Source organism: Rhizobium sp. BK049, from assembly GCF_014193135.1.
Lineage (GTDB): Bacteria > Pseudomonadota > Alphaproteobacteria > Rhizobiales > Rhizobiaceae > Rhizobium.
In genome coordinates this window covers 48,927-74,781 of sequence record NZ_JACHYV010000023.1, presented here as the reverse complement: position 1 = coordinate 74,781, position 25,855 = coordinate 48,927, and the positions used below count along the sequence as shown (strand labels likewise).

At 59.9% G+C, this 25,855-nt stretch carries 21 protein-coding genes and 2 pseudogenes; 14 read left to right on the top strand and 9 right to left on the bottom strand.

Annotated features, from left to right (window positions below; all coding sequences use genetic code 11):
* The first annotated feature begins 177 nt into the window (after nucleotides 1-177).
* From FHT70_RS22140 to FHT70_RS22120, 5 genes are all read left to right on the top strand, one after another.
* On the top strand, nucleotides 178-1,200 hold the full coding sequence (locus tag FHT70_RS22140) for an ABC transporter substrate-binding protein (RefSeq protein ID WP_183704855.1): 1,023 nt from the start codon (nucleotides 178-180) through the stop codon (nucleotides 1,198-1,200).
* Between the two features lie 120 nt (nucleotides 1,201-1,320).
* Nucleotides 1,321-2,349 (top strand): ABC transporter substrate-binding protein, encoded by a 1,029-nt coding sequence (locus FHT70_RS22135; protein ID WP_183704853.1) that lies wholly within the window; start codon nucleotides 1,321-1,323, stop codon nucleotides 2,347-2,349.
* 68 nt (nucleotides 2,350-2,417) lie between these two features.
* Nucleotides 2,418-4,640 (top strand): iron ABC transporter permease, encoded by a 2,223-nt coding sequence (locus FHT70_RS22130; protein ID WP_183704851.1) that lies wholly within the window; start codon nucleotides 2,418-2,420, stop codon nucleotides 4,638-4,640.
* Nucleotides 4,637-5,698 carry an ABC transporter ATP-binding protein gene (locus tag FHT70_RS22125; RefSeq protein WP_183704849.1) on the top strand — a complete coding sequence of 354 codons (1,062 nt, stop codon included), beginning with the start codon at nucleotides 4,637-4,639 and terminating at the stop codon, nucleotides 5,696-5,698. Before FHT70_RS22130 ends, FHT70_RS22125 begins: the two co-directional genes overlap by 4 nt.
* A 79-nt stretch (nucleotides 5,699-5,777) precedes the next feature.
* Nucleotides 5,778-6,575, top strand: a complete 798-nt coding sequence (locus FHT70_RS22120) for an inositol monophosphatase family protein (protein WP_183704926.1) — start codon at nucleotides 5,778-5,780, stop codon at nucleotides 6,573-6,575.
* 322 nt (nucleotides 6,576-6,897) lie between these two features.
* Here FHT70_RS22120 and FHT70_RS30735 read toward each other — a convergent pair.
* The 7 genes and pseudogenes from FHT70_RS30735 to FHT70_RS22090 all read right to left on the bottom strand — a co-directional run.
* Nucleotides 6,898-7,077, bottom strand: a pseudogene (locus FHT70_RS30735) (SAM-dependent methyltransferase); the annotation flags it as partial.
* Nucleotides 7,078-7,158: 81 nt separating this feature from the next.
* Complete coding sequence (locus FHT70_RS22115) at nucleotides 7,159-7,893, bottom strand: phosphotransferase (RefSeq protein WP_183704847.1); 735 nt, start codon at nucleotides 7,891-7,893, stop codon at nucleotides 7,159-7,161.
* Nucleotides 7,894-8,007: 114 nt separating this feature from the next.
* Nucleotides 8,008-8,085 (bottom strand): annotated as a pseudogene (locus FHT70_RS22110) (histidinol phosphatase); the annotation flags it as partial.
* Nucleotides 8,086-8,123: 38 nt separating this feature from the next.
* A complete protein-coding gene (locus FHT70_RS22105; protein WP_183704845.1) occupies nucleotides 8,124-9,452 on the bottom strand; it encodes an aspartate aminotransferase family protein in 1,329 nt (442 codons plus the stop codon).
* Nucleotides 9,453-9,465: 13 nt separating this feature from the next.
* Nucleotides 9,466-10,599, bottom strand: a complete 1,134-nt coding sequence (locus tag FHT70_RS22100; RefSeq protein ID WP_183704843.1) for a phosphotransferase — start codon at nucleotides 10,597-10,599, stop codon at nucleotides 9,466-9,468.
* A gap of 146 nt (nucleotides 10,600-10,745) precedes the next feature.
* Entirely contained in the window at nucleotides 10,746-11,414 is a 669-nt protein-coding gene (locus tag FHT70_RS22095) for a haloacid dehalogenase type II (RefSeq protein WP_183704841.1), read from the bottom strand.
* Nucleotides 11,415-11,819: 405 nt separating this feature from the next.
* On the bottom strand, nucleotides 11,820-12,695 hold the full coding sequence (locus FHT70_RS22090; RefSeq protein WP_183704839.1) for a GNAT family N-acetyltransferase: 876 nt from the start codon (nucleotides 12,693-12,695) through the stop codon (nucleotides 11,820-11,822).
* Between the two features lie 669 nt (nucleotides 12,696-13,364).
* Between FHT70_RS22090 and FHT70_RS22085 the strand changes: the two genes are divergently transcribed.
* From FHT70_RS22085 to FHT70_RS22055, 7 genes are all read left to right on the top strand, one after another.
* Nucleotides 13,365-14,360: an ornithine cyclodeaminase family protein gene (locus FHT70_RS22085; RefSeq protein WP_183704837.1), complete on the top strand. Its 996-nt coding sequence runs from the start codon at nucleotides 13,365-13,367 to the stop codon at nucleotides 14,358-14,360.
* Between the two features lie 153 nt (nucleotides 14,361-14,513).
* A complete protein-coding gene (locus tag FHT70_RS22080; RefSeq protein ID WP_183704835.1) occupies nucleotides 14,514-15,488 on the top strand; it encodes a threonine/serine dehydratase in 975 nt (324 codons plus the stop codon).
* Between the two features lie 253 nt (nucleotides 15,489-15,741).
* Complete coding sequence (gene argE, locus FHT70_RS22075; protein WP_183704833.1) at nucleotides 15,742-16,866, top strand: acetylornithine deacetylase; 1,125 nt, start codon at nucleotides 15,742-15,744, stop codon at nucleotides 16,864-16,866.
* Between the two features lie 9 nt (nucleotides 16,867-16,875).
* Entirely contained in the window at nucleotides 16,876-17,799 is a 924-nt protein-coding gene (locus FHT70_RS22070) for a glyoxylate/hydroxypyruvate reductase A (RefSeq protein ID WP_183704831.1), read from the top strand.
* Nucleotides 17,800-17,826: 27 nt separating this feature from the next.
* The gene (locus FHT70_RS22065; protein WP_113398673.1) at nucleotides 17,827-18,180 is read left to right on the top strand and encodes a cupin domain-containing protein; all 354 of its coding nucleotides are present in this window, start codon (nucleotides 17,827-17,829) and stop codon (nucleotides 18,178-18,180) included.
* 107 nt (nucleotides 18,181-18,287) lie between these two features.
* Complete coding sequence (locus tag FHT70_RS22060) at nucleotides 18,288-19,763, top strand: aldehyde dehydrogenase family protein (RefSeq protein ID WP_183704830.1); 1,476 nt, start codon at nucleotides 18,288-18,290, stop codon at nucleotides 19,761-19,763.
* Nucleotides 19,760-20,803, top strand: coding sequence for a tartrate dehydrogenase (locus FHT70_RS22055; RefSeq protein WP_183704829.1), 1,044 nt, complete (start codon nucleotides 19,760-19,762; stop codon nucleotides 20,801-20,803). The genes FHT70_RS22060 and FHT70_RS22055 overlap by 4 nt, the downstream gene beginning before the upstream one ends.
* 170 nt (nucleotides 20,804-20,973) lie before the next feature.
* On the opposite strand, the gene FHT70_RS22050 is transcribed toward FHT70_RS22055, so the two are convergent.
* Nucleotides 20,974-22,251, bottom strand: coding sequence for an FAD-binding oxidoreductase (locus FHT70_RS22050; RefSeq protein ID WP_183704828.1), 1,278 nt, complete (start codon nucleotides 22,249-22,251; stop codon nucleotides 20,974-20,976).
* A gap of 479 nt (nucleotides 22,252-22,730) precedes the next feature.
* On the opposite strand from FHT70_RS22050, the gene FHT70_RS22045 reads away from it, so the two are divergent.
* Together FHT70_RS22045 and FHT70_RS22040 are read left to right on the top strand one after the other, a co-directional pair.
* Nucleotides 22,731-23,561: a GNAT family N-acetyltransferase gene (locus FHT70_RS22045; RefSeq protein ID WP_183704917.1), complete on the top strand. Its 831-nt coding sequence runs from the start codon at nucleotides 22,731-22,733 to the stop codon at nucleotides 23,559-23,561.
* 12 nt (nucleotides 23,562-23,573) lie between these two features.
* Complete coding sequence (locus tag FHT70_RS22040; protein WP_183704827.1) at nucleotides 23,574-24,947, top strand: aspartate aminotransferase family protein; 1,374 nt, start codon at nucleotides 23,574-23,576, stop codon at nucleotides 24,945-24,947.
* A gap of 293 nt (nucleotides 24,948-25,240) precedes the next feature.
* On the opposite strand, the gene FHT70_RS22035 is transcribed toward FHT70_RS22040, so the two are convergent.
* Nucleotides 25,241-25,441, bottom strand: coding sequence for a hypothetical protein (locus FHT70_RS22035; protein WP_183704826.1), 201 nt, complete (start codon nucleotides 25,439-25,441; stop codon nucleotides 25,241-25,243).
* Nucleotides 25,442-25,855 lie beyond the last annotated feature (414 nt).

The window sequence follows — 25,855 nt, the reverse complement described above, 5'->3', positions numbered from 1 at the left end:
ACGATCTTCAAAGCGCGCTCGTGTTATGCGCTTTGTCACATTTGTAACCTTTGTCATTTTTGAGGGGTACGTCGCGGGCAAAGCTGTAAGAACCGTAACCATTCTTTGATTGCGCAAGGCAGCAGATGTGACATCCTGACTGCGGAGATGGGGCGCAAGGTCCAATGGGAGGAAATCGTGAGAGGCATCACCGCTTTCAGCGCGGTCGCGGCTTTGTGGCTAGCGAGCACCGGCACCGGCACGGCTGCCCCGTCGCTCACCGTTTTGTGCGGTGTGGACGAGATGTGGTGCGCCGCGATGAAGACGGCCTATGAGGCAAAGAGCGGGCACAAAATCTCGGTAACCCGCAAGAGCACCGGCGATATCCTCAATCAGATCCGCGCGGAAAAAGCTGCGCCGACCGTCGATGTCTGGTGGGGCGGCACGGGCGACACCCATCTGCAGGCTGGCTCTGAAAATCTTCTCGAAGCCTACCAGCCGGCCCATGAGCGCGACATGCTGCCCTGGGCGCAGAATTTTTTCGCCATGTCCGGCGGCCGCTCGGCGGGCATCTATGCCGGGGCGCTCGGCTTTGCCTACAATGCCGATCTGCTACGCGAGCTGAAGTTGCCGGCGCCGACTTGCTGGAAGGACCTGACGGATACCGCCTATCGCGGCCGCATCCAGAGCGGCAATCCGAATTCGTCCGGCACCGCCTTCACCACGCTTGCGACGCTGGTGCAGCTCTTCGGCGAGGATGAGGCGTTCCGTTATCTCGCCGCGCTCAACCGCAATATCGAGCACTACACCCCTTCCGGAGCTGCGCCTATCAAGGCGGCGGCGCGGGGAGAAACCCTTATCGGTATTTCCTTCATGCATGACGCCGTCACGCAGAAGCAAGCGGGCTTTCCCCTCGTGATCGTCGCACCCTGCGAAGGCACCGGCTACGAGATCGGCGCCGTGAGCATCGTCAAAGGTGCGAAGAACATCGAGGAAGCAAAGCGCTTCGTCGATTTCGCGTTGAGCCCCGAAGGGCAGGGGACCGGAGCGGCGTCCGGCCAGAACCAGGTGCCATCAAACGCGAAATCCAGTCTGCCGCTCGCAGCACCTGACATTTCGATGATCAAGATGGTGGACTATGACTTCGCCACCTTCGGCTCACCGGAAGAACGAAGTCGACTGCTCCGCAGATTCGATGCGGAAATCGCCGTGACGAACTGATCGAGCCCTTTAGACAAACAGCAATCCAAAATCGTGAACGCGCCGCCGCGGGCAGGCCGAAGGCCCCGCTGTGTCTTGTTCATGCGAATAATCAAACCCAGGCAACAGGAGGATGCCCGCATGAAAATCAACACCCTTTCCCTCATGCTCTTCGCCGGCACGGCGCTCGGGGCGCTGCCGGCGCAGGCCGCTGGCGAACTCAACCTCATCTGCTCGGCCGACGTCGTCATCTGCGAGCAGATGAAGGGTGATTTCGAGAAGGCGCATAGCGACATCAAGGTGAACATGGTTCGCCTCTCGTCCGGCGAGACCTATGCCAAGGTTCGCGCCGAGGCACGCAACCCGAAGACCGACATCTGGTGGGCCGGCACGGGCGACCCGCATCTTCAGGCGGCATCGGAAAATCTGACGCTGGAATATAAATCGCCAAAGCTCGATGAACTCAACGATTGGGCGAAGAAGCAGGCCGAAAGCTCCGGCTACAAGACGGTCGGCGTCTATGCCGGCGCGCTCGGCTGGGGCTACAACACGGAAATCTTCAAAACCAAGGGCTACAAGGAGCCTGTCTGCTGGGCCGACCTTCTGGCGCCGGAATTGAAGGGCGAAATCCAGATCGCCAATCCGAATTCTTCCGGCACCGCCTACACGGCGCTCGCCTCTCTCGTGCAGATCATGGGTGAGGACCAGGCCTTCGACTACCTGAAGAAGTTGAACGGCAACATCTCGCAATATACTAAATCCGGATCGGCGCCCGTCAAGGCGGCTGCACGCGGCGAGACGGCACTCGGCATCGTCTTCGTGCACGACGCAGTGGCGCAGACGGCGGAAGGCTTCCCGGTCAAGTCGATCACGCCCTGCGAAGGTACCGGCTATGAGATCGGCTCCATGTCGATCATCAAGGGTGCGCGCAATCTCGACAATGCGAAGATCTGGTACGACTGGGCGCTGACGGCGGAAGTCCAGTCCCGGATGAAGGATGCCAAATCCTTCCAGCTGCCTTCCAACAAGAGCGCGACCATTCCGAAGGAGGCGCCGCGCTTCGAGGACATCAAGCTGATCGACTACGACTTCAAGACTTATGGCGACCCGGCAAAGCGCAAGGCATTGCTGGAACGCTGGGTTCGCGAAATCGGCGCCGCCGCCAACTGATGTCCTGACAGGCGGCGCCTGCCTCCACAGGCGCCGCCCTCCTACACTCAAAAACAGCGAGGTCAGCCATGAGACATGGCAATCGCAGGCTGGACGTGGTCCTGCTCCTGGGCGTGGTCGCATTGACCCTGTTGCCCTGGTATCGGATCGAGAACGGCTTCTTCGGGCTCGGTTGGCTGGCCGGTTTCCCCCTTTCCACGGAGGCCGCCCCCGGTCTCGTACAGATATTCGCCCATGGCCGGCTATGGCTTGCCGCTGCGCTCGTGCTCGTTCTCCTGGCGGTCGCGGCTCGCGGCATGGCGGACCCCATGCGCCGCGGCGCCGTGCTCGCCTGGATCGGCGCGATCGGCGTTCTCTTCCTCTCGCTCCAGGGCCTCGCCATCGGCTTTTCCGGTTGGAACTGGACGGTAAGCGACACGCTCTTCGGCCCGCTCTCGACCGGCCAGCCTGCCATGGGGGCAGGCGCGGTCCTCTCTTCCATCACCTTCGTGCTGCTCTTCGCCTTCGGCCTTGCCGAGCGCGGCGTGATGAAGGGCGATGCCTTCGTCGTCAGCGCAATCGCCCTGCTGGTCTTCCTCGTCGCAGTATTCGTCTTCTACCCGATTGGCAGCATGTTCGTCGGTTCGGTGCAGGATTTCGACGGGTCGTTCAATGCGGATAACTTCATCCGCAACATCCAGGATCCGAGCATCTGGAGCCTGAACTGTGTCATCGGGGCCGGCCGCTGCGGCGTCGCCTGGCGCACGCTGTGGCTGGCCATCATGACCGGCCTCGGCTCGACCCTGCTCGGCCTTGCCTTCGCGCTCGTCGCCACCCGCACGCGCTTTCCCTTCAAGAAGGGCCTGCGGCTGCTGACGATCCTGCCGATCATCACGCCGCCCTTCGTGATCGGTCTGGCACTCACGCTGCTCTTCGGCCGCGCCGGTGTCGTCACGCAGGGGCTGTCGGAACTGTTCGGCCTCGAGCCCGGCCGCTGGCTGTATGGCCTCACCGGCATCTGGATCGCGCAGGTGCTGTCCTTCACGCCGATCTCCTTCCTCGTGCTGATCGGCGTCGTCGAAGGCGTCAGCCCGTCGATGGGGGAGGCCTCCACGACGCTGCGCGCCGACCGTTGGCGCACCTTCCGGCGGGTGTCGCTGCCACTGATGAAGCCCGGTCTCGCCAACGCCTTCCTCATCGGCTTCATCGAAAGCATGGCCGACTTCGGCAATCCGCTGGTGCTGGGCGGCAGCCATGGCGTGCTCTCGACGGAAATCTTCTTCGCCGTCGTCGGCTCGCAGAATGACCCCTCGCGCGCTGCCGTGCTCGCCATGGTGCTGCTCGCCTTCACGCTCTCCGCCTTCCTCGCCCAGCGCGTCTGGCTGTCGGGCAAGAACTTTGCCACCGTCACCGGCAAGGGCGACAGCGGATCGCATATCGCCTTGCCGCGTGGGCTGTCGATCGGCGTTCACGCCGTCGTCATCCCCTGGATCCTCTTCACGCTCGTCATCTACGGCATGATCCTGATCGGCGGCTTCGTGAAGACATGGGGCCTCGACAATTCGCTGACGCTCGACCACTACGCCAAGGCCTTTTCGATCAGCTTCGAAAACGGGATCGCCTGGACGGGTGTCGCCTGGAACTCGTTTTGGACAACGATGGAGATCGCGCTGATCTCCGCCCCGCTGACCGCCGCCGTCGGTCTGCTGACAGCCTACATCATCGTGCGTCAGAAATTCGCCGGCAAGAATGCCTTCGAATTCGCCCTGATGATGAGCTTTGCCATTCCCGGCACGGTCATCGGCGTCAGCTACATCATGGCCTTCAACCTGCCGCCGCTCGAAATGACCGGCTCGGCGCTGATCCTGATCGCCTGCTTCGTCTTCCGCAACATGCCGGTCGGCGTGCGCGGCGGCATCGCGGCGATGAGCCAGCTCGACAAGAGCCTGGACGAGGCCTCCCTGACGCTCCGGGCCAACAGTTTCCGCACTATCCGCAAGGTCATCCTGCCGCTCTTGCGCCCCGCCATCACTGCTGCGCTCGTCTATTCCTTCGTGCGTGCCATCACCTCCATCAGCGCCGTGATCTTCCTAGTCAGCGCCGAGTACAACATGGCGACCTCCTACATCGTCGGCCTCGTCGAGAATGGCGAATACGGCGTGGCGATCGCTTATTCCTCCATGCTGATCGTCGTGATGATCACCGTCATCGCCGGCTTCCAGCTCATCGTGGGGGAGCGGCGCCTGCGCCGTGACAACCGCGTCGCCGGCCTCGCCACCTCCGCTTCCTCTCGTCAGGAGAAAATCGCATGATCAACCAGAAAGCCGGATCCGTCGTCTTCCAGAACGTGCGCAAGACGTTCGGCGCCTTCACTGCAATTCCCGACCTTTCGCTCACCATCGAGCCCGGCACGCTCGTGACCCTGCTCGGCCCCTCCGGCTGCGGCAAGACGACGACGCTACGCATGCTTGCCGGCCTCGAACATCCTTCGGCCGGCAAAATTCTCATCGGCGGCAAGGACGTCACCATGCTGCCGGCCAACGAGCGCGATGTCTCGATGGTGTTCCAGTCCTATGCGCTTTTTCCGCATATGAATGCGCGCGACAACGTCGCCTATGGCTTGGAATCCTCCGGCCTCAGCCGCAAGGAAGCACGCGGGAAGGCGGAGGAGGGGCTGGCGCTCGTCGGTCTTGCCGGCATGGGCCACCGCCTCCCCGCCGAACTCTCCGGCGGCCAGCAGCAGCGCGTGGCCGTCGCCCGCGCGCTGGTGCTGGAGCCGCAGGTGCTGCTGCTCGATGAGCCGCTCTCAAATCTCGATGCACGCCTGCGCCGCAAGGTGCGCACGGATATCCGCCAACTCCAGCAGCGCCTGGGCTTCACGGCCGTCTACGTCACCCACGATCAGGACGAAGCGCTTGCCGTGTCCGACCGCATCATCGTAATGAAGGATGGCGAAATCGCCCAGTCCGGCGCCCCGCGCGATCTCTACGAAGCGCCGGCTTCCGCCTTCATCGCCGATTTCATGGGGGAAGCGAATGTCATCCCATGTGAGGTGGTCGGCATCGATGGCGACGATGCTGAAATCCGCATCGGTGGTTTCAAGCACCGCGTGCGTGCCGGTCGGGCGACGCCGGGTGCGGCAAGCCTTGCCGTTCGTCCCGGCGCCATCGCGCTTTCCGAGGGACGTGGACAAGGGCTTGCCGGCCGTATCCTGCATTCGGCCTATCTCGGAGATCATGTCGAGTACGAGGTCGAAACCGACGTCGGCACGCTCTTCATCGTCGACCACGCCGTCGACCGCATCCTGCCGGCCGCCGCCGACGCGACGCTCGGATTTCGAAGCCGCGGCATCGCCCTTATCAGCGGGTGAGCCTCTAATATCTGAACATTCGGTCGGTGCGGGCCGCTCAATTCCCGCACCGACGACAGCCATTGCAAGGGGTACCAGCATTATGTTGCAAGAGACCGAATTTGATACACGCTTCGCTTTCGCCAAAGCGATGGCACAGGAGGCGGGCGCCATTGCGCTCGACTACTTCAACAGGCGCGAAACGCTCGTGGTCGAAACGAAGCGGGATCTGCAGGATGTCGTGTCCATTGCCGACCGTAACGTCGAGACGTTCATCCGCAGGCGCGTGGCGGAAGCTTTTGGGGCAGACGGATTTCTCGGCGAGGAATACGGGTATCAGGAAGGGCAGTCGGGATTGACATGGGTAGTCGATCCGATCGACGGAACGGCGCCCTTCGTCAATGGCATGCCGACGTGGTGTGTGTCGATTGCGGTTCTGCACCGCGGTGTACCGGTGATCGGCGTCATCCATGTTCCATGCGCTGATGAACTCTACGCAGCGGCAGCGGGCATGGGTGCGAGCCTGAACGGCAAGAATCTCAGCCTCGACCCGTCGAGGACTTTGCAGAATGCGATGACGGGCATCGGCTGCAATACCTATGTCACCCCGGAACGGGTAGGCGCGATTGTCGCCGCCGTGCTTGGCAAGGGTGGGAATTTTATCCGCAATGGCTCCGGTGCCCTGATGCTCGCCTATGTGGCCGCTGGTCGGCTTGTTGGCTATTACGAGCCTCATATGCGTGCCTGGGATTGCATGGCCGGCTATTGCCTCGTCAGGGAGGCAGGTGGAACTCATCTAACCTTCCCGGCTGAAGGCGAAGCTTTGCTACAGGGCCATCCGGTGCTGGCGAGCAATCAGACAGTCTATGCTGATTTGCTGGCAATCCATACCGGCTGAACATCCCAGCGCCCATCGGGAGTCGGGGCTCCGGCGACTGCGCTCCCATTCAGACGTATTCTCGGAGACCCTTGATTTTCACCAGAACGGAGCCGATCGCCAAAATTTCTGTGTGAATGCCGGTTGCCGAACGTCCTTTATATCACCGGGAGAGAAAATAGCTGGGTGAATAGTTCGAATACGTTCAACTGCTAGGGGGAACGGGAGTTCAATCGCCTCCATACGTTCGTCGCGAACAGACAAACACCAATGGAGGCGGCAAGTATAAAGCAGAGGCTGCCGGCGTTCACTAGGGACGAGGCAATTCATTCGTCTTATCGGCCGGGATCGCAGAGAATGTCCAATATTCGACGCGGCCCTCGGTCTCATCGAAATAGTCTGCCACCTGGACGGCGATTGCTTCTCCCTTGTCATCACGGATGTTCCGGAGGGTCGGAGGCAGGAAAACATGGATGAAGGATGGAGAACTGCAGAAATTCGCCCGGTTGAGCACGCGGCCGATTTCGGGGTGCACTTCAAAATCCACTAGAGCAACTCAAAACTGGATAAAACCTGGGGCAAGGTCAGCGGATCGTCGAACTCCTCAGACCGGCCAAACTTCGCCCAGCCGCCTGACCGAGTATTCGTCCGGCCAACACACGGCGGCTTCCCATGCGGCGGACGCTTGTGTGGCGATGTCATAGGCGCGGTCGTCGAGACCGGCGGCATTGCCGGGCAGCACCAGGTCGAGGTCGGGAGCGTCGACATGTGACTCGTCCCAGTCGATCAACGCGACCCGATCGGCGGTCATGCGGACGTTGGCAGCACTGTTGGGGTTGCCGTGGACAACGCATGTCTGAGGTCCGACGAGCCGCGCCCACGCGGCTCGACATCGCATAACGCCCTCGGGCGACATCGCGGCAAGGTCGATCCTCGTTCCGGTTTCGGCGTGAAGGAGGTCGGTCGATGATCGCCAGCCCGGGCGCTGCGGCCAGCCCTGCGTCAACCGATGCAGCTCGCGGAGCGTATCAGCCATGCGACGCCAGTCGGATTCCGTTTCGGGCGGTCCGCGCTCGATGTATCTCATCACCACCAGACCGTCCACGAACAGCCGGCCGTCAGTCGTCGGGATCGGCACTGGAACGTGCATGCCTTCACGGTCGGGGTGTTTGATCAGCTCGGTTTCCCATGCGAGATCGGCGTCGGTTCTGCGTCCGAGACGACCGACGGCGACCTTCCCGTTGACGCGAACGCTCCACACGTCGTTGGCAACGCCGCCCGTCAGCCGTTCGATGCGAACCGCGTCTTCACCCCATTGCCTGAGTGCGTCCCATCCCATTGGCGATATCATTGGCTGACGTTCTTTGAATCAGTGGAAGCAGTAAGCTGCCATTTCGTCGTCGGCCACCGCTGCTGGGTGTGACCTAATCCCCGCATGCTCGGCGGCTTCGTTCGTCCACCCGGAGAACATGGATCGATCTGGGAAGCGCCCGAGCTTGACGACATCCACGACCTTCAGGTTAGGGTTGGTTGGTGTCCGCGGGTGGCAACTAACCCCTGTCGAGGGCATTAACCTCCGGCCCTGTTCAGAGCACGCCTGATGGCAACAAGGAACAGGTCGACGTCTCCGGATTGGCAGATGAGCGGCGGGCGCACTTTGAGTGTATCTTCATTGGCTCCTGTCGTGCTGATGAGCACGCCATCATCCCGCATTGCATTGACCAGATCCAGAGCCATTGCGCGCCTATCCAGCGTCGGCATCTCCGCGGGTCCGATGTCGATGCCGAAGAATAGACCTGCGTTGCGGATGGCGCGAATGCCATCGTGCTTCCTTGCTAACTCCTCCAGCCCGACTCTGAGCTGCTCGCTCATGGCAAGAGCGTTTTGAGGAATTTGGTCACGCTGCAAGATCGTTAGCACGGCGTCTGCAGTCGCAATCCCAACCGTATTACCGGCAAAGGTGTTCGAGTAGCGAGCGGTGGCGCCAAACCGCTCCATGGGCGCTTTGCGACCAACGACCGCCCCAATCGGAAAGCCGTTACCCATTGGTTTGCCGAGAGTTACAAGGTCGGGTACGATTCCGTGCCGTTCAAAGCCCCACATATGAGCACCAGTTCGTCCGAAACCCGGCTGAACTTCGTCGGCGATGACGAGGCCGCCCGCGTCCCACACCGCCGCAACTCCGCCCGCAATGAAACCGGGCGGATCTACCCACACCCCGTCACTTGAAAAGATGCTGTCGATGAGCAGGGCGGCAACGCCTATGCCGCGACGGGTCAGATCCGCTATTGCTGAACGCACCTGAGCCTCGAAAAAGTCGGCGGCTTGCGTTTCTGGTATACCTGCCGGGCCGGGGAGAGAAACCATCCGCACGAATGGGCTGAGCCTGACGGCGTCTCCCAAGTTCGGCGAAACCGCAGCCACAGCCGCGCTCGTGCCGTGATACGCATGCGAGGAGACGATCACCCCCTCGCCGCCACTTACGAGACGCGCGATCCGTAGGGCAAGATCGTTGGATTCACTGCCCGTGCATGTGAAGACCACGCGGTCGAGCTCGTCTGGGAACGTATCAACCAGCCGCTCGGCATAGTCGACAAGTCTTGGCTCGAGATAGCGCGTGTTGGCGCTGATACGCGCCGCCTGTTCTGCCATTGCCGCATTCACCTCCGGGTGGCAATGACCGAGGGAGGGAACATTGTTGTAGAAGTCGAGATAAGCCTCGCCGTCCGGATCATAAAGCCACATGCCTTCACCGCGAACGAAATGCACGGGCCGTCTATATTGCAGTCGATAAGATGCTCCGAGAACTGCGTCACGGCGGGCAATGAGTTCGGCTTCGCGCGCTGGGAGGTCGGACTCACCTGGTCTGAAGCGATTGGGCATAAGGTCTGTGGACATGTTCTCCGCCTGTCTAAGGTTTCGGTGAAGGCTTTGACGCTGCCGAGAGGACTGCGGCCTCGCCTGATGCAGTGGAAAGAGGCGCCAGGATAGACAGGCCGCGCTCGGCACGAGCGACGTTCTTTTTGATGTACTCCGCGTCGGCCGGAAAGAGATAGGAGCGCCAGTAATTGACTAATATCAGTGCGCTTTGTCGTGCCCGCATCAGTCCGACCAGCAGCTTTGCTTCGAGAGCAGAAAGTGGAACGACCGCCGCATAGCCTGCAATGAGGTGCTCGGCTCCGCCTAAAGGAAGAGTTGGATCCGTCACGACGTGACTTGCCGCGATCGCCAGATCTTGGATCCTTGGGCTCCAGCTGCCATCGCCAAAATCGATGAAACCCAAGCCATCGCTGGTAACGATTGTGTTGAACGGGCTGGGATCGTTATGAGTAACTTGCCAATCCAAATTCTGGATCTGCGGCTCGATGATCCGCATGTATTCCGCCATCGCTGCCCCAACGCTTTCAGCTACGCTTCCAGCCGGTAGGTATCCCTCTAGTTCCATCAATCGCGACCAGCACCCGATATGCCAGAGAATGGGGCGTTTGGCCGAGGGTAGGTTGACTTGCCCAAGCGCCATGTCCAGCCGGCCAAGAGCGCTTCCGGTACGAAAGAGGAGACCAGGTGTTGGCGTCTCTTTGTGCAAAGAAATGCCCTCGATACGGGTCTGCAGGTAACCGCTAATACCCTCTTCCTCAAACATCAATGCGCCGCCACTCGTGCGAATAAGTGTGGGTGCGACAAATCCCGCGCTATTCTGTAATGCCGCCAAGGCAGCGCTTTGGAAACGGAAGCTGTCGATCGCCTCACGTCGTGCCGACGTCTTCAGGATCAATCGGCGACCGTCAAGCAGAGAGACCTCAGCAGTGCGTTCGACCTCAGACGACAAGACCGCGATCGATCCTTCCAACCCGTAGTGCCGCTTTAGCAGTGTTGCCGAAATGTCGGGTTCCGACAGGTCTGGCGGCGTGGAGAGAATCGCGGCTGCGGCGCGAAAAAAAGCCTCTGTCGATGCTGCAGCATGCGGTGGTTGACGGAAGGCCGCAGCCGCGGGGCTGCTGAGCCGGCCGAAGTCCCGATCGGCATCAAAACCACGATCACCCAATTCGAAGATCCTCGCCGTTTATGGTGCTTTTCGTGCGGCCGAGCTAGAAGCTCTGACCTAGTGTGACTAGATCAGAGCAGGCACTCTAGCACCGCCAACTGGCTCGCGGGTCTTTCGATTCGTGAGCCGCGGTCGCCTTATTCAAGTTAGAGTCCGAAAACGCCGGGCAGCTGCGAAATATCGCGAATCTCGGTGTATTCATAATAGGGGTTGGCTGGCTCATGGCCACGATTGACCCACACCTTGCTCTTGATACCCAGATCATAGGCGGACATGAGGTCGTGACGGAAAGACGACGAGACGTGCGTTATGTCCTCCGGTCCGCATCCGAGCATGTCAAACATATATTCAAACGCCTTGAGGTGCGGCTTGTAGGCTCCTGCCTCCTCGGCAGTGTAGACAGCATGAAACGGCGCGCCGAGCTTTGCCACGTTCGACGGGATCTGAGCCACCATGGAATTTGTCAGAATGACAAGGGGGATTTCCTTGGCGAGCTTAGCTAGTCCTTCGGGCACATCCGGATGCGGTCCCCATGTCGGTACGCGGTTGTAGATGGTTTCGGCGTCTTCGGGCCGGAAGTGAACCTTATTACGGCGGCACGTGCGCTCCAAGGCGTTGTGGACAACGTCGGCGTAAGGTTTCCAATCCTGCATTACCTCATCAATGCGGTACGCCTGGAAGTTCTTGATGAATTCGTTCATGCGCGGCCCGTCCAGGAGATGACCGAACAGATCCCGAGCGGCTTCCGCCATCTGAAAGTTGATCAACGTACCATGGCAGTCGAATGTTACGTATTTAGGCCTGAAGCGATCCATGTCCTTGGCTCCTGTGAACTGTACGGCATGGACGAAGCATAGTTGCAGTCGTTTGGCAGAATGTGCCGGAATGTTTCATCTTTCAGCAGAAGTCTCTTCGGTCGCAGCAAATCCCGCACAACCTTCCGCTGGCGGCGGGTCTCGCATTTGGTTGTGTCCTGAGTTGAGTTGCTCCAGCGAATGCAGCGGTTCGCGAGGCCGCGTTGTGTTGGAACAATTGCGTCTGCCTTTAACGGCAACTGACGAGACGGAACTAGCTGGAATACTGAAAAGGCGCCATTTCGAGCGTCGGCAGTCGAAGCGAGAGCGATCCAAGAGCTGGCATTCCGAGGCTCCTTTGCACAGGCTTCCTGCGTGTATGAGCCGATTAAAGCTAGCAATGCCGTCATCGGGACGGGCTATGGTTCACCCGAGTGCGTGACCAGCCAGGCCATAAATCCAAGGTTCGCCGGCCTTACGGTTCAAAAGGAGTTGGCCCCGCGACATAGTTGTCACTCGTTCGGCCACTTGAAGGTCGCACGCGCGTAGAAAGTTCACCAATGGTCCTGTTTCGCGCGTGTCGACGCGCGCAAACTGGCCCTTCAGATTCCGTAGATGGACCGCAATGAGCTGAAGCGCGTCATCGTCGTTGCTAGCTACAACAGGGCCGATCACATGGCCGCGGCCGAACTCCCTGCATATGGAATAGCCGACGATCCTCCCATCGCGGCGGAGGGTTTGGATAGTGGAAATCGGAACCAGTGCCGAGATCAGTTCCTCGCGCTTCCAACCGAACGCCTGGGTATCAAGTTCGATGATCTGCCCTAGTGCATCGATCCCCGCTTCAGTCAAATCACCGTTCGGAGCGGGCAAGTTGGGCAGGGAGGAAGCAACTGTCCCCTGGTGCATCCATACCGTCGCCTCGTTTGCAAAACCCAACGAGACATACAGATTGTGGGCCGCACGAGTTGAATTGAGATACAGATTTCTGCCGCGACATTCTTCGAATACCTGCTCCATGAGCCAACGGGCATTACCCTGGGCTTGCGAGCGCGGGGTGGTGATCACTAGGCCAATCATCGCAACTTCTTGGCCGTAGGGGAACCACATGGCGCTCCCGAAAACCCGCCCGATGCTATCTACTACCGCTATACCCCGACCGAACTGGCGAAGCCAATCCCAGTCCTTGGTACGGTGTGGCCATCCGACAGCCACGGATAAGGCATGGAGCGAGCCGACATCAATCTCGTTGATATCCCGAGCCACCAACTCGAATGATTTAAGTCGAACAGACTTCGGCATTGACTTTGAGCTCCTTCGCCCGTCACCAGTGGAACGGCCTTGGCGACGCTACTACCAAGCGCCAATGACCTCATGATTGCACGTCAGACTCGGCATCTTTCACTAATTTGCCCTCGGGTGTCGAAATCTTCTCCCGAAATTTGCGGCGTCGGGATGACAACGCAACTTTGCTAAACTTAGATAAAGCAAAGTTCGACAGACTGCAGGGGGCCGCACAGAAACCGCAGCATAAATCAGCTCTGCGAGGCGTCAAGAAATGCCAAACGAGCCAAGTATTTTGGAATTTCGTGCTGTTGCGGCAGCATAATTCGGTGACTCCTTCGGCAGGAGAAGACCATACTAACCTCATTCCGTCGTGGCATGTCCGCATGTTTCGGTAGGAGCTCGGCAGTTTGTGTCAGTGGCTTGGGGGCGATTCGATTGTCAACGCAACCCTGTTGGGCCTTGTAGCATTTCGCGACACCGGGAGTGTGAAACGGCCTCGTCGTTCGGCCGAGGCGTCGAAATTCAGCAAGATCGGCTTCAACAACTGATGCGATCACCACCGAAGTGACCACAAGCAATCTGGTTTGGGCGCGAAGGCGGCCAGGCAGGCCTCCAATAGCCGGGCTTAAGTTTGCAGGCCCAGCGTGACGTTTTTGCCTTCGTACCAATGATGGGAGAAAGTTCGTGAAAACTCTGCTTCTCAAGAAAGAAGAGGTCGGCAGATTGATCACTATGAGGGACGTGATTGGCGCCGTCGAGGAGGCGTACAAAGCTTTCAACAGCGATCAGGTGGAGCAACCCGATTATATAGGAATGCATCTCCCGTCACCGGGTAGCGAAATCGACTTCAAGCTCAGCCACTACAAAACCAATGAACTTATTTCGATGAAGACGTCCTCGGGAGGGTTTGTCAACAATCCGACTGCATTTGGGGTGCCGAGCGGGATGGGAACCATTCTGCTGTTTGACGCCAGAAACGGGGCGCTGATCTGCGTCATGGACGGCAGCCTGATCACGGGCTTGAGAACCGGCGCCGCGGGAGCTGTTTCCGTAAAAGTGTTGGCGAGGAAAGATGCTCGCAGGATCACATCCATCGGGACTGGAAATCAGGCAAGAATGCAGATCCGAGCGATCCGGGAGGTCATCAATATCGAGGAGATCCATGCCTGGGACAATAGCGCGGATACGCTTTCCCGTTACAAAGCAGATATTGAAAGCGAGTTCGGCATTCCCGTCGTCATTGCGCGTTCCAAGAAGGACGCGGTCGAGCAGGCGGATATCCTCGTTACGACGACACGCGGTAAAGGCTCACTCGTGGAAGCCGATTGGGTAAAGCCGGGCACGCATATCGTCGCGGTCGGCACTGACCAACGAGGCAAACAGGAACTGGATCCAGAAGTATTCAGAAATGCCAAAATCGTCGTCGACTCGATCGCGCAGTGCAGCGAGAAAGGCGAAACATGGCATCCGCTCGATAGGCATGTCATCACCAACGACAGGATCCATGGTGAAATCGGAGAGATATTGCTGGGAAGGAAACCAGGAAGAGAACACGACGATGAGGTGACCATTTTCGACTCTACTGGAATGGCAATCCAAGACAACACAACCGCATCGAAGATCTATAGCAATGCGATAGAGAGAAGAGTTGGAACCTTCTTCGAATTTTTCGAGTCCTGACCTCCGGTACGATCTTGGCAAAGCGGCTGGAAGGTTCCAGCACGTGCGGGCACATCGTTCGCTCGCGATCCGGCGCCGAAAAACAAGCAGTCTTCAGGCCGATCCTTTCCATCAAGGAAACGCGAACTCCAATATACTAAGGCGAGCAGCATCATGCTAGACTATCCAACTATTCAGGACATTTGGGAAGCCCGGGAACGATTGGCGCCCCATATCAGACACACTCCGTTGCTGCGTGCGGACAAGATCGAAAAGGCTGCAGGTTGTCAGCTCTATCTCAAACCCGAAACGCTGCAGATTACCGGCGCATTCAAACTTCGCGGCGCTCTCAACAAGATGCTTTCGCTCCCGCGAGAAGTCATCGCAAATGGCGTCATCGCCAGTTCCTCGGGCAACCATGCCCAAGGACTCTCATACGCGGCTCGAATGCTCGGTGTGAAGGTTGTCATAATTGTCCCGGCCACCACGCCTAAGATCAAGATTGCCAATACCGAAGCATTGGGCGCCGAGGTCATTGTCTTTGATGGCGACACCGCCGCGAGATGGAAGCGGGCCTATGAAATCGCCGAAGAGAACAACTACGCGACCGTCCACGGCTTTGAAGACCCGCTGGTCATGGCCGGTCAGGGCACAATCGGCTGTGAAATTCTGGAAGATTTGAAGGACGTGGAGACGGTCATAGTTCCCTTGGGCGGTGGAGGCCTGATCTCGGGAATTGCGACCGCCATCAAAGAAACCAAACCGTCGGTTCGAGTCATCGGTGCTGAGCCTGCTCTGACACCGAAATACTATCAGAGTCGGATCAACGGCCAGCGCACCTCGTTGCCCCTGAAAAACACGATCGCGGACGGCCTGAGAATTAGTGTTCCGGGCCAGAACCCGTATCCAATAATTGAAAAATACGTCGATGAAATCATTCTCGTCGAAGACGACGACATCATCGCGGGCATGCGCGCACTTGCAAAAGATGCCAAGCTGATTGCGGAGCCGGCAGCTTCGATCGGCATCGGGGCTCTGCTCGCGGGCTCCATAAAGGTCAGGTCGGATGAAAAGGTCTGCGCAGTGCTGAGCGGTGGCAATTGGAACTTGCCGGACCTTGCCGAGATATACAAGGACGGCTCGGAATGACCTTTTGTGATACTTGCTGGATGCGCAAGGCGCCTGGACGAGGTGGCCGTACCGACCATGATGCAGATAGCACGCTCCCGCAACATAATACGTCTCTCACTTCGGAGATGTGCGCCAAACTTTCTGCTTTGACGTAGCTGGATTCAATAGATCCTGCTGCTCAACATGGAGCGTTCGGCAGGAAATGGTCCCCACCAAGCCGTAATGTGGAGATCAGAGCGCCGCTTGGGCGGCTACGTCAAGGAGACCTGCGATGAACGCCAAGGAAATCCTCGACCGCCTGGTCGGTTTTCCCTCCGTCGTCGGAACGCCGAACGATGGCATTGTTGCATGGATCACCGACTACGCAGAGCGCTGCGGTGCCAAGGTGACGGTGTTGCCGGGGCCGGAAGGTGACCGCGCCAATCTGTTTGCAACGATCGGCCCCAATCATGTGCCCGGCTATGTTCTCTCCGGACATATGGATGTCGTTCCCGCGCTTGAGACGGCCTGGACATCCGATCCTTTCCGCCTGCGGGCGGACGGTGATCGGCTCTTTGGCCGGGGGACGAGTGACATGAAGGGCTTTCTCGCCGCACTATTGGCTGCTCTGCCGGCAATTGCCGAAATTCCGCTCGCGCGCCCCCTGCATTTTGCATTTTCCTATGACGAGGAAGCCGGCTGCCGAGGTGTGCCTCATCTCATCCGCCAGTTGCCCGAGCTTTGCGCCAAGCCGATCGGCGCGATCATCGGCGAGCCCAGCGGTCTGCGTCCGATCCGCGCCCATAAGGGAAAGGCCGCAGCAAGAGTCGAGATCCGCGGGCGATCCGGCCATTCGTCGCGACCTGATCAGGGTCTGAATGCAATCCATGGCTTCGCCTGCGTCCTGCTTGCCGCCGTTCGTGCCGGAGACGCGCTACAGAGCAGCCGATTGGACCCGTGCTTTGAGCCACCCTATTCGTCGCTCCAGGTCGGAACCGTGTCCGGCGGACAAGCCGTGAACATCATTCCGGATTGCCTCACGGCGGAAATCGAGGCCCGGGGGATCACCGGAGTGACACCCTCCGATCTCCTCGAGCCTGTGAGGCTTGCCGCACTCGGGCTTGAGCAGCGAGGATTTCAGACAAAGTGGGAGCTTCTGAGCAGCTATCCGGCGCTATCGCTCGCAGCCGATGCACCACTTGCTACGCTAATGGAGGGCCTGACAGGGGTCGAAACGCTCGCCGCCGTGAGCTACGGCACCGAAGCCGGGCTTTTTCAAGCGGCCGGCATCGATGCGATCATTTGCGGCCCTGGCGATATCGCGAGAGCCCATCGGGCCGATGAGTTCATCCGTGGCGACGAACTCAGTGCATGTCAGACGATGATCGAGCGGCTCGCTGAAACACTCCGAAACTGAGGCATTCCAATGACGTTCTGGTTCAATTCTGATCGAGAGCGAGGGCGCATCTTCGCCGAAGCATTCGCCCGCGACCTGCCCGATCTCCCTTTCATCATGGATGCAACGCAGGTCGATCCCGATGATATCAGTTACGTCCTGACGTGGACCGCTCCGCCGGATCTCGACCGCTTCAAAAACCTGGAAATCGTCTTTTCGATCGGCGCCGGCGTCGATCAGTTCCGGGTTGAAAACCTCCCTTCGGGGGTGAAGCTCGTCCGAATGATCGAGGATGGCATCGTGCGCATGATGCAGGAATATGTGACGCTTGCGGTGCTGGCGCTCCACCGCAATCTCAAGGCCTATCTCATGCAGCAAACTGAAGGGAAATGGCAGGCGCTGCCCGCCCGGCAGGCGGCAGACCGCCGGATCGGTGTGCTTGGTCTCGGGATGCTCGGGCAGGCGGTGATCGCGCGGCTGAAGCCATTCGGCTTTCCACTGTCCGGCTGGAGCCGTGCTCCGCGCCAGATCGATGGGGTGCGCTGTCATCACGGCGCCGAGTCGCTGGCGTCCTTTCTCGGCGAGACCGACATTCTGGTCTGTCTGCTGCCGCTCACGGAAGAGACGCGTGGCATACTCGATGCACGCCTCTTCGCGGCCCTTCCGCCCGGCGCATCGCTTATTCACGTCGGCCGCGGCGCTCAACTCGATCATGATGCGCTGATCGACGCACTCGATATGCATCAACTGTCCGGTGCGGTGATCGACGTCACCGAACCGGAGCCGCTTCCGCCTGAACATCCGTTTTGGCGCCACCCAAGGATCATGCTCACGCCGCACATCGCCAGCGTGACGCAGCCCGGAACCGCCGCCCGCTCGGTCATCGAGAACATCAAGCGCCATCGCGCCGGCCTCGACCCGATCGGACTGGTCGACCGCACCCGCGGTTACTGATCCACAGCAGGACACAAAGGAGAAACCATGTCACTACTCAAGACCATCGACCCGAACAGCACAGAGGCCCCGCGCGAATCCAAACCGGTTCCGGAGCGGCTAATCTCCGGTGACCCCTCATTCAAGACCTGGGCTCAGGATGTGGCACGCGATGGGCTCGTCCATACCGGTGTCTGGGAAGCAACGCCAGGCCTCACCCGCTCGATCAAAGGCGAGACCTTCGAGTTCTGCCACATCCTCCAAGGGGTCGTTGAGCTCACACCGGATGATGGCGAACCGGTTACCTACAAGGCAGGCGACAGTTTTGTCATGAAGCCGGGCTTTACCGGCACATGGCGCACCATCGAAACCGTCAGGAAGATCTACGTGACGGTGATGTAACCGCACCACCGACCACATCCCCACGAGTAACGCACGAGCCTATCGACAGACATAGTCGTCACAAAGGCCTCGTGCGGTCTCGCCCATATATCCGCAAGGACACGGCCATGGCTCTGAGTTTCAATCCCGACACAATCGAGTTGCCGAGAGGTCATTTCATCGGCGGGCGCTACATCGACGCCAAGGGCGAGCTACCGATGCAACGGCCGTCCGATGCCATCGCCTATGCCGACTGCCCCGTGGCCGACGCTGCCCTCGTCGATCAGGCGGTATCCGTTGCAAAGAGAGCGCTCCGCGAGAGCGGCTGGGCCACCCGTCGCCCGCGCGAGCGGACCAATGCGATGCATCGTTGGGCGGACCTGATCGAGGCTGAAGGAGAAACCCTTGCCCGGCTGGAAGCCGTTTCCTCCACGCGCCCGATCGGTCAACTCATTCAGGGCGATGTCGCGGTCACTGCCGAGCAGATACGCTTCTTCGCCGAATTCGCCGACAAGGAAGGCAGCGACCTCGTGCCGACGGACGACTTAAGCCTCGGCATGATCATGACCGAGCCCTATGGCGTCGTCGGCGCGATCACGCCGTGGAATTTTCCACTCTCCATGGCGGGCTGGAAACTGGGTCCGGCACTTGCTGCGGGCAATGCCATTGTCTTGAAGCCCTCGGAGATGACGCCCTTTTCGACGCTCTATCTTGCTCAACTTGCCGTCCGCGCCGGCATTCCGGAAGGCCTCATCAATATCGTTCTTGGCGACGGGCAGACCACGGGCCAGGCGATGACCGGCCATCCCGATATCGGAAAGATCAGCTTCACCGGCTCGACGGGGGCCGGGTCCGCGATCATGGCGAATATTGCCAGGACAGGCGTCAAGCCGATGACGCTGGAACTCGGCGGCAAGAGTCCGCAAATCGTCTTTTCCGACAGCGATCTGACGCTCGCTGCGAATGCGATCGCAAACAGCATCCTCTCCAACGCCGGACAGGCCTGCGTCGCGGGCTCACGGGTTATCGTTGAGGAAGCTGCGATGGAGCCGCTGGTCGCCGCCCTGCGCGCCCGAATGGCAACGATCGAGCCCGGCCCGACCTGGGACGAGCGCTCTAACTACTCGCCAATCATCTCCGAGCGTCAGATCGATCGGATCGACGCAATTGTGCGCGCGGCGCGCGACGCAGGCGCCGAATGCCCTGCCGGCGGCAACCGCCTCGAGCGGGAAGGCTATTTTTATGCTCCGACGCTACTGTCGAATGTCGACCAGGTCTCCCCTGCGATCACGGAGGAAATCTTTGGGCCGGTGCTGACGGTGCAGAGCTTCACCGATGAGGAAGAGGCGCTCGCACTGGCCGATCATCCCTCCTACGGGCTGGCGGCGGGGCTCTTCACCCGCGATCTCAACCGCGCCATCCGAACCACGCGCCGGCTGCAGGCCGGCACCATCTGGGTCAATCGCTACAGCCGCTCCCGCGACCATATCCTGCCGACGGGCGGCTACAAGCGTTCGGGCATCGGCAAGGATCTCGGACGCGAAGCCTATCATGCCAACCGCAAGAGCAAGAGTGTGCTCATCAACCTCCAGGATCAGACATGAAGACCTATTCCATCGCGCTACTGCCCGGGGACGGCATCGGCAAGCCGGTCACCGAGGCCGCCTGGGACGTGCTGCAGGCCACGGCGAAGACTTCAGGCTTTTCGCTTGAAGGGACGGCCTTTCCTTGGTCCTGCGACTTCTACAAACAAACTGGCGCCATGATGCCGAGGGATGGGATCGAAACACTCAGTCGCTTCGATGCGATCCTGCTCGGCGCCGTGGGTTGGCCGGCCGAAGTGCCCGACTCGGTTTCGTTGCATGGCCTGCTGCTGCCGATTCGCAAGGCTTTCACACAATATGCTAATATTCGCCCGCACCGGCTGCTGCCGGGCGTCTCGGGTCCGCTGAAAAGCGGTGCGTTCAATATCCTCTGCATCCGCGAAAACACCGAGGGCGAATATTCCGGCGCTGGCGGCCGCATCCATCAGGGGACAGATGACGAGGTGGCGGTGGAGACCTCCATTTTCACCCGAAAAGGCGTCGAACGCATCCTGCGCTTCGGTTTCGAGCAGGCTCGCATGCGGCGCGGCAAATTGGCCTCGGTCACCAAATCCAATGCCCAGCGATATTCCATGGTTTTCTGGGACGAAATCACCCGAAGACTGGCGGCCGAATATCCCGATGTCGAGGTGACGAGCTATCATATCGACGCGATGGCGGCGCGCATGGTCATGGCGCCGGAATCGCTCGACGTCATTGTCGCTTCCAACCTGTTCGGCGATATCCTCACCGATCTCGGTGCCGCAATCCAGGGTGGGCTCGGCTTTGCGGCGTCCGCCAACATCAATCCGGATCGCTCAGCGCCGTCCATGTTCGAACCGGTCCATGGATCGGCGCCCGACATCGCTCATCTCGGAATCGCCAATCCAATCGCCACGATCTGGTCGAGCGCCATGATGCTGGAGCACCTCGGAGAGACGGCCGCTGCCGCTCGCATAGTGTCCGCCATCGAAGCTACGACGAAGGCCGGGATCGGCGTCATTCCCGGAAAAGACAAGACCGAGACGATCGCGAGGGCAGTGCTCGAACGTCTTCTCTGAGGGGCCGCTTGAGTTCTTTCGCCGGCATCCGCGGAGCTATTCTCCTGGTTCCGACTACGTCAGCAAGCGCGGCAAACTCGGCCTTGATCTTTCATCTATTCTATCGGCGAAAAAGAAGGCGCGGATCGTGAGATCCGCGCCCTAGTTGGCGGCAGGGGAGGAGGGGCCGCTTATTGAAATCTGTCGAGGGTCTTGTAGTAGAGCCCGACGAGTGGCAGGAACCAGGGCTTGCCGAAATGGCCGGGAACGGCGGGCCATTCCAGACCTTTGAGCGGATTGCGATCCGCCTTGCCGAGTATGGCGTCTGCCATAATCATTCCCAGGTGGGTGGAGAGCTGCGCGCCATGGCCCGAATAGCCCATTGCATACCAGACACCATCTACATAGCCCGCCCGAGGAAAACGGTCCTTGGTCATATCGACCAGCCCGCCCCAGCAATAATCGATCTCGACATTGGCGAGCTGCGGGAATATCTGGGCAAGGCTCGCCCGCAAAATGGCGCCGCTCTTTTCGTCCGAACGTTGATCCGATGTCGCGGAAAAGCGGGCGCGGCCGCCGAAGATCAGCCGGTTGTCAGGCGACAGACGGAAGTAGTTACCAATGTTCATGGAGGTGGCGCAGGTCCGGTTGCCCGGCATGGTGGCGGCCACCTCCGCCTCGCTCAAAGGCCGGGTCGCGATCAGGAAACTGCCGATCGCAATGATGCGGCGCTGGAAATAGTTGAAGGAAGGTCCTGACCCATAAGCGCCGGTCGCGACCAGGACATGATCTGCTGTTACCTCCCCCCGGGAGGTCTCCAGACGGTGCTTGGACCCTGTCACTGTGTGCCGTGTTACCGAAGCCCTTTCGAATATCGTGGCGCCATGTCTGACCGCAGAATCGGCCAATCCAACGACATACCTGCCCATATGCATCATGGCGCTCTTTTTCGACAGCATCGCGCCATGGAAGGGAGAGCCAATTTCCGTCTTAAGATCACGCGCCGTCAGCAGCGCGGTATCCGGATCGACCTCCCGATGCACCGCTTCGAAATTCCGGGCGATCGTGTCGAAATGCTGCGGCTTTGACGCGAGTTTGAGCTTGCCCGCGCGCCGGAAATTGCAGTCGATCTTTTCTTCGGCGACGATCCTTTCGATCGTGTCTATCGAGTCGTCGAGGGCACGGTAGAGCGCCACCGCGCGTTCGACGCCGAGTTCACTCTTGGCAGCGATGAAGCTGTGGGCCAGCCCATTGTTGAGATGTCCACCATTGCGACCGGATGCACCCCAGCCAATATGGTTCGCCTCCAGCACGGCAACGCGCGCACCCGACTTTGCGAGCTGCCGCGCCGCGGCCAGCCCCGTGAAGCCCCCGCCGATAACGGCAACATCATAGTGGCCATCGACGGGGCCGATGCAGGCGCCCGCGAATTTCACTGCGGTGTCGTGCCAGTAGGATTCAAACTTCATCGCCTTGCTCCGCTAGAGGCCAATGCCGGCTGAAATGCTCTTGATCTCCACGTAGCCGTTGATCGGCTTGCGTGTACGATCAACTTTGTTCTGGATGTCGATATTGATTGCCGACACGAACATTGGGACTGCACGCCCGTAATCTAAGCTAGTGGATTTCGATCGGGGTCGAATCATCGAGTTGGTCCTTGGTTATGCCCGAGGCGCGTTCGTATGAGCAATTCTACGAGGGTTATGCAGAGTAAGTGGCCGCAGTTGCCACTCTACGAAGCAGATTCTTTCGTATTTCGTCGGTATTTGGCAGAGAGTTCCGACCGCGAGCCGCTGAGGCACCGAGCCATTCGCAGATTTGCTGTCAGCATAAGATGCGGTGACCGCACGCCAACACGGTCAAAGATGTCGCCAGTCTCCATTTGTCGGGACGATCTTCTTTTCGGCCGACGTTATTCTTCCCTTTTAGAAAAGCAGGGATCCAGACAATGCATATGACCCAACTCCACATGGTTCCGTTTGGCGCCGAACATCTTGCAGGCGCGCTGGCGCTTTCGCGACAGGCCGGATGGCCACACAGGCTGGCGGATTGGGAAACGGCACTTGCAATGAGCACAGGCGTCGTCGTGCTGGATAACGAACAGGTCGTCGGCACTACGCTCACGACGCGCTTTGGAGGCTGCGCCACAATAAATATGGTCATCGTCGCCGAAGCCATGCGCGGACGTGGCCTCGGCCGCCGCTTGATGGAAGCGGGTCTTGATGGTGCTCGCGGTGTGCCGTGCAGACTGGTCGCGACCCAGGAGGGCCTGCCGCTCTATGAAAAGGTGGGCTTTCGCCAAGTTGGCGACATCTTGCAATGTCAGGGCATCTGCGCGGCCGTGGAGGCGCCGATGGATGTCGAGTGGATGCAATCCGGCGATCTCCCGGAAATAGCCGCCTTGGACAACGTCGCCTTCGGTGCTGATCGCAGCAAGCTGATTTCCTATATCAAGGATATCGGGCGGTTTGCGGTGATCCGGCGCGATGGACATGTCGTAGGTTTCTCAGCAACGCGTTCCTTTGGCCGCGGTGAGGTCATCGGTCCCGTGGTAGCAAAGAATGCGGAGGATGCCCGCAAGCTCATCCTGTTCCAAATAGCGGCTCGAAACGACAAATTTCTTCGCATCGACACACCCAAGGACCTCGGCTTGTCGCAGTGGTTGGCCGAGTGTGGACTCGTCCATGTCGGTGGAGCGACAGCGATGCAGCGCGGCGGCGAGACCAATCCATCTCCCCATGTCACAACCTTCGCCCTGGCCAATCAGGCTTTCGGCTGAACGGAGATAACGATGCACAGCAACTCCCTTATCGAACTCGACCGCGCCCATCTCGTTCATCCGGTCGCCTCCTATCGCACCCACGAAACGCTCGGTGTGCGCGTCCTGTCCTCTGCGTCCGGCGCGAGCGTAACCGACATGACCGGCCGCCAGCTCATCGACGGCTTTGCCGGCCTCTGGTGCGTGAACGCGGGCTACGGACACGAAAGCATCGTTGAGGCTGCTGCACGGCAGATGCGAGAACTGCCCTACGCCACTGCCTATTTCGGTCTCGGTTCGGAGCCGGCGATCCGCCTCGCCGCGGCGCTTGCTGAGCGGGCGCCGGGCAATCTCAACCATGTTTATTTCACCCTGGGCGGATCGGATGCGATCGATAGCACGGTTCGCTTTATCCGTTATTATTATCACGCCAGGGGAACCCCGCAGAAAGACCAGTTTGTCTCCCTCGAACAGGGCTATCACGGCTCCTCGACCGTGGGCGCCGGGCTCACAGCTCTTCCCGCCTTCCATGCCGGCTTCGGCATACCGTTCGAGTGGCAGCACAAGATCCCCTCGCATTATGTCTATCGCAATCCCGTGGGTACCGATGCACAAACGATCATCAATGCCTCACGGCACGCCCTGCGGCGGAAGGTGGAGGAAATCGGCGCCGAACGGGTGGCCGCTTTCTATGCCGAACCGATCCAGGGTTCTGGCGGCGTGCTGGTGCCGCCGAGGGGCTGGATGAAGGCGATGCGCGATCTCTGCCGCGAACTCGACATCCTGTTCATCGCCGACGAGGTGATCACAGGCTTTGGCCGCACCGGCCCGCTTTTCGCCTGTAGCGAAGACGATGTGGTTCCCGATTTCCTCACCGTCGCCAAGGGCCTGACCTCCGGCTATGCGCCGATGGGCGCGGTCTTCATGACGGACCACGTCTATAGCACGATCGCCGACGGCGCCGGCGGTTCCGCCGTGGGCCATGGCTATACCTATTCCGCCCATCCGGTCAGCGCCGCGGTGGCGCTCGAGGTCCTGCGCCTCTATGAGAGCGGTCTTCTGGAAAACGGCCGGCGGGCAGGCGCTCGCCTTGTCGAAGGGCTGCAAGGCCTTGCCGATCACCCGCTCGTCGGCGACATCAGGGGCCGCGGCATGCTGGCCGCCGTCGAGCTTGTCATCGACAAGGCAAAGAAGACGCCGCTTCCGGCAGCGGCGGATCCTTCCCGCCGGATTTTCGACCGGGCTTGGGAAAACGGGCTGATCATTCGTGCTTTCGGCAATGGTGTGTTAGGCTATGCGCCCCCGCTTTGCTGCACTGATGGTGATATTGACGCGATCATTGCCCGCACGAGAACGACGCTAGATCAGACGCTGAACGACAGGGACGTCAGGGCTCTCATGCCATGACACGGAGTGCATTTGCTCGATCTCAGCTCACAGCTCTCGCTTACGAGGAGGCGCAGCTCGAATATTGCTGGCGTTTGCCGGCCCAAAAGGGAAAGAGGCTGCGGCCGTCGTTATCTCTCCAGGGAGCGGACGTTGGAGGCTGGGCACGCTGGCAGGACGTCGCCGGCACTGTGGTGCTGGCGGGCGGCTCACCCCCTTGTCAGCCAAAAGGGCTCAATCCGGACGATGATCGCTGTGCTTACCGGCAGCGCGTGATCCTCATCCTTCTGCGACTACTCGGACGAGCGCTTTCCTCAGGCCTTGGTGCCAGCTTCAATTCCGTCCTTCGAACCTAGTGTCGACGGCCTGCCGAGTGCGCTCCATACGACGGAGTTTCCAGAGAACGGCATGCCGATGGCGTTTAAGGCGATCAGCGGCCGTGTCAGGTCGACGTTACGGCACAGCAGTTCCGGTTCGCTCGCTATTTCGTGCCGATGTTTGCCGTCGTTGGCCAAGCCGGCGCCAAGGGGGCTGAGGATTGGCGCTCCGGCCGTGAAGCTTCGGCGCTAGCAGCTTGATGAACACACACCAATGGAGCGGATGCGCAGTTTCGAGACCGTCTTATTTTGCCCCTCGGTAGTGGGCCATTAATCAAGAAGCGCCGTATTGCGTCCGCCGACGATTAGCTCAACGTCGCGGGTCTTTGTGGGCAGGCCGGCCGAGCGCAACGACGATTAGCTGTTCGATTCCGCGTGCGAGAATGTCGCGGCATTTAGATCACCGCCCCAATGTATACCCTTACTGGCATCAAAGGAGAGAACTTTCTAGGGCTGGTTTGTAAACGACACATATAATTCCAGGAGCGACGGCTGGACAGTTAAAGTTAATCCTAAATTAGCACATCAGCCGAATTCTTGCGGTTATCTGCG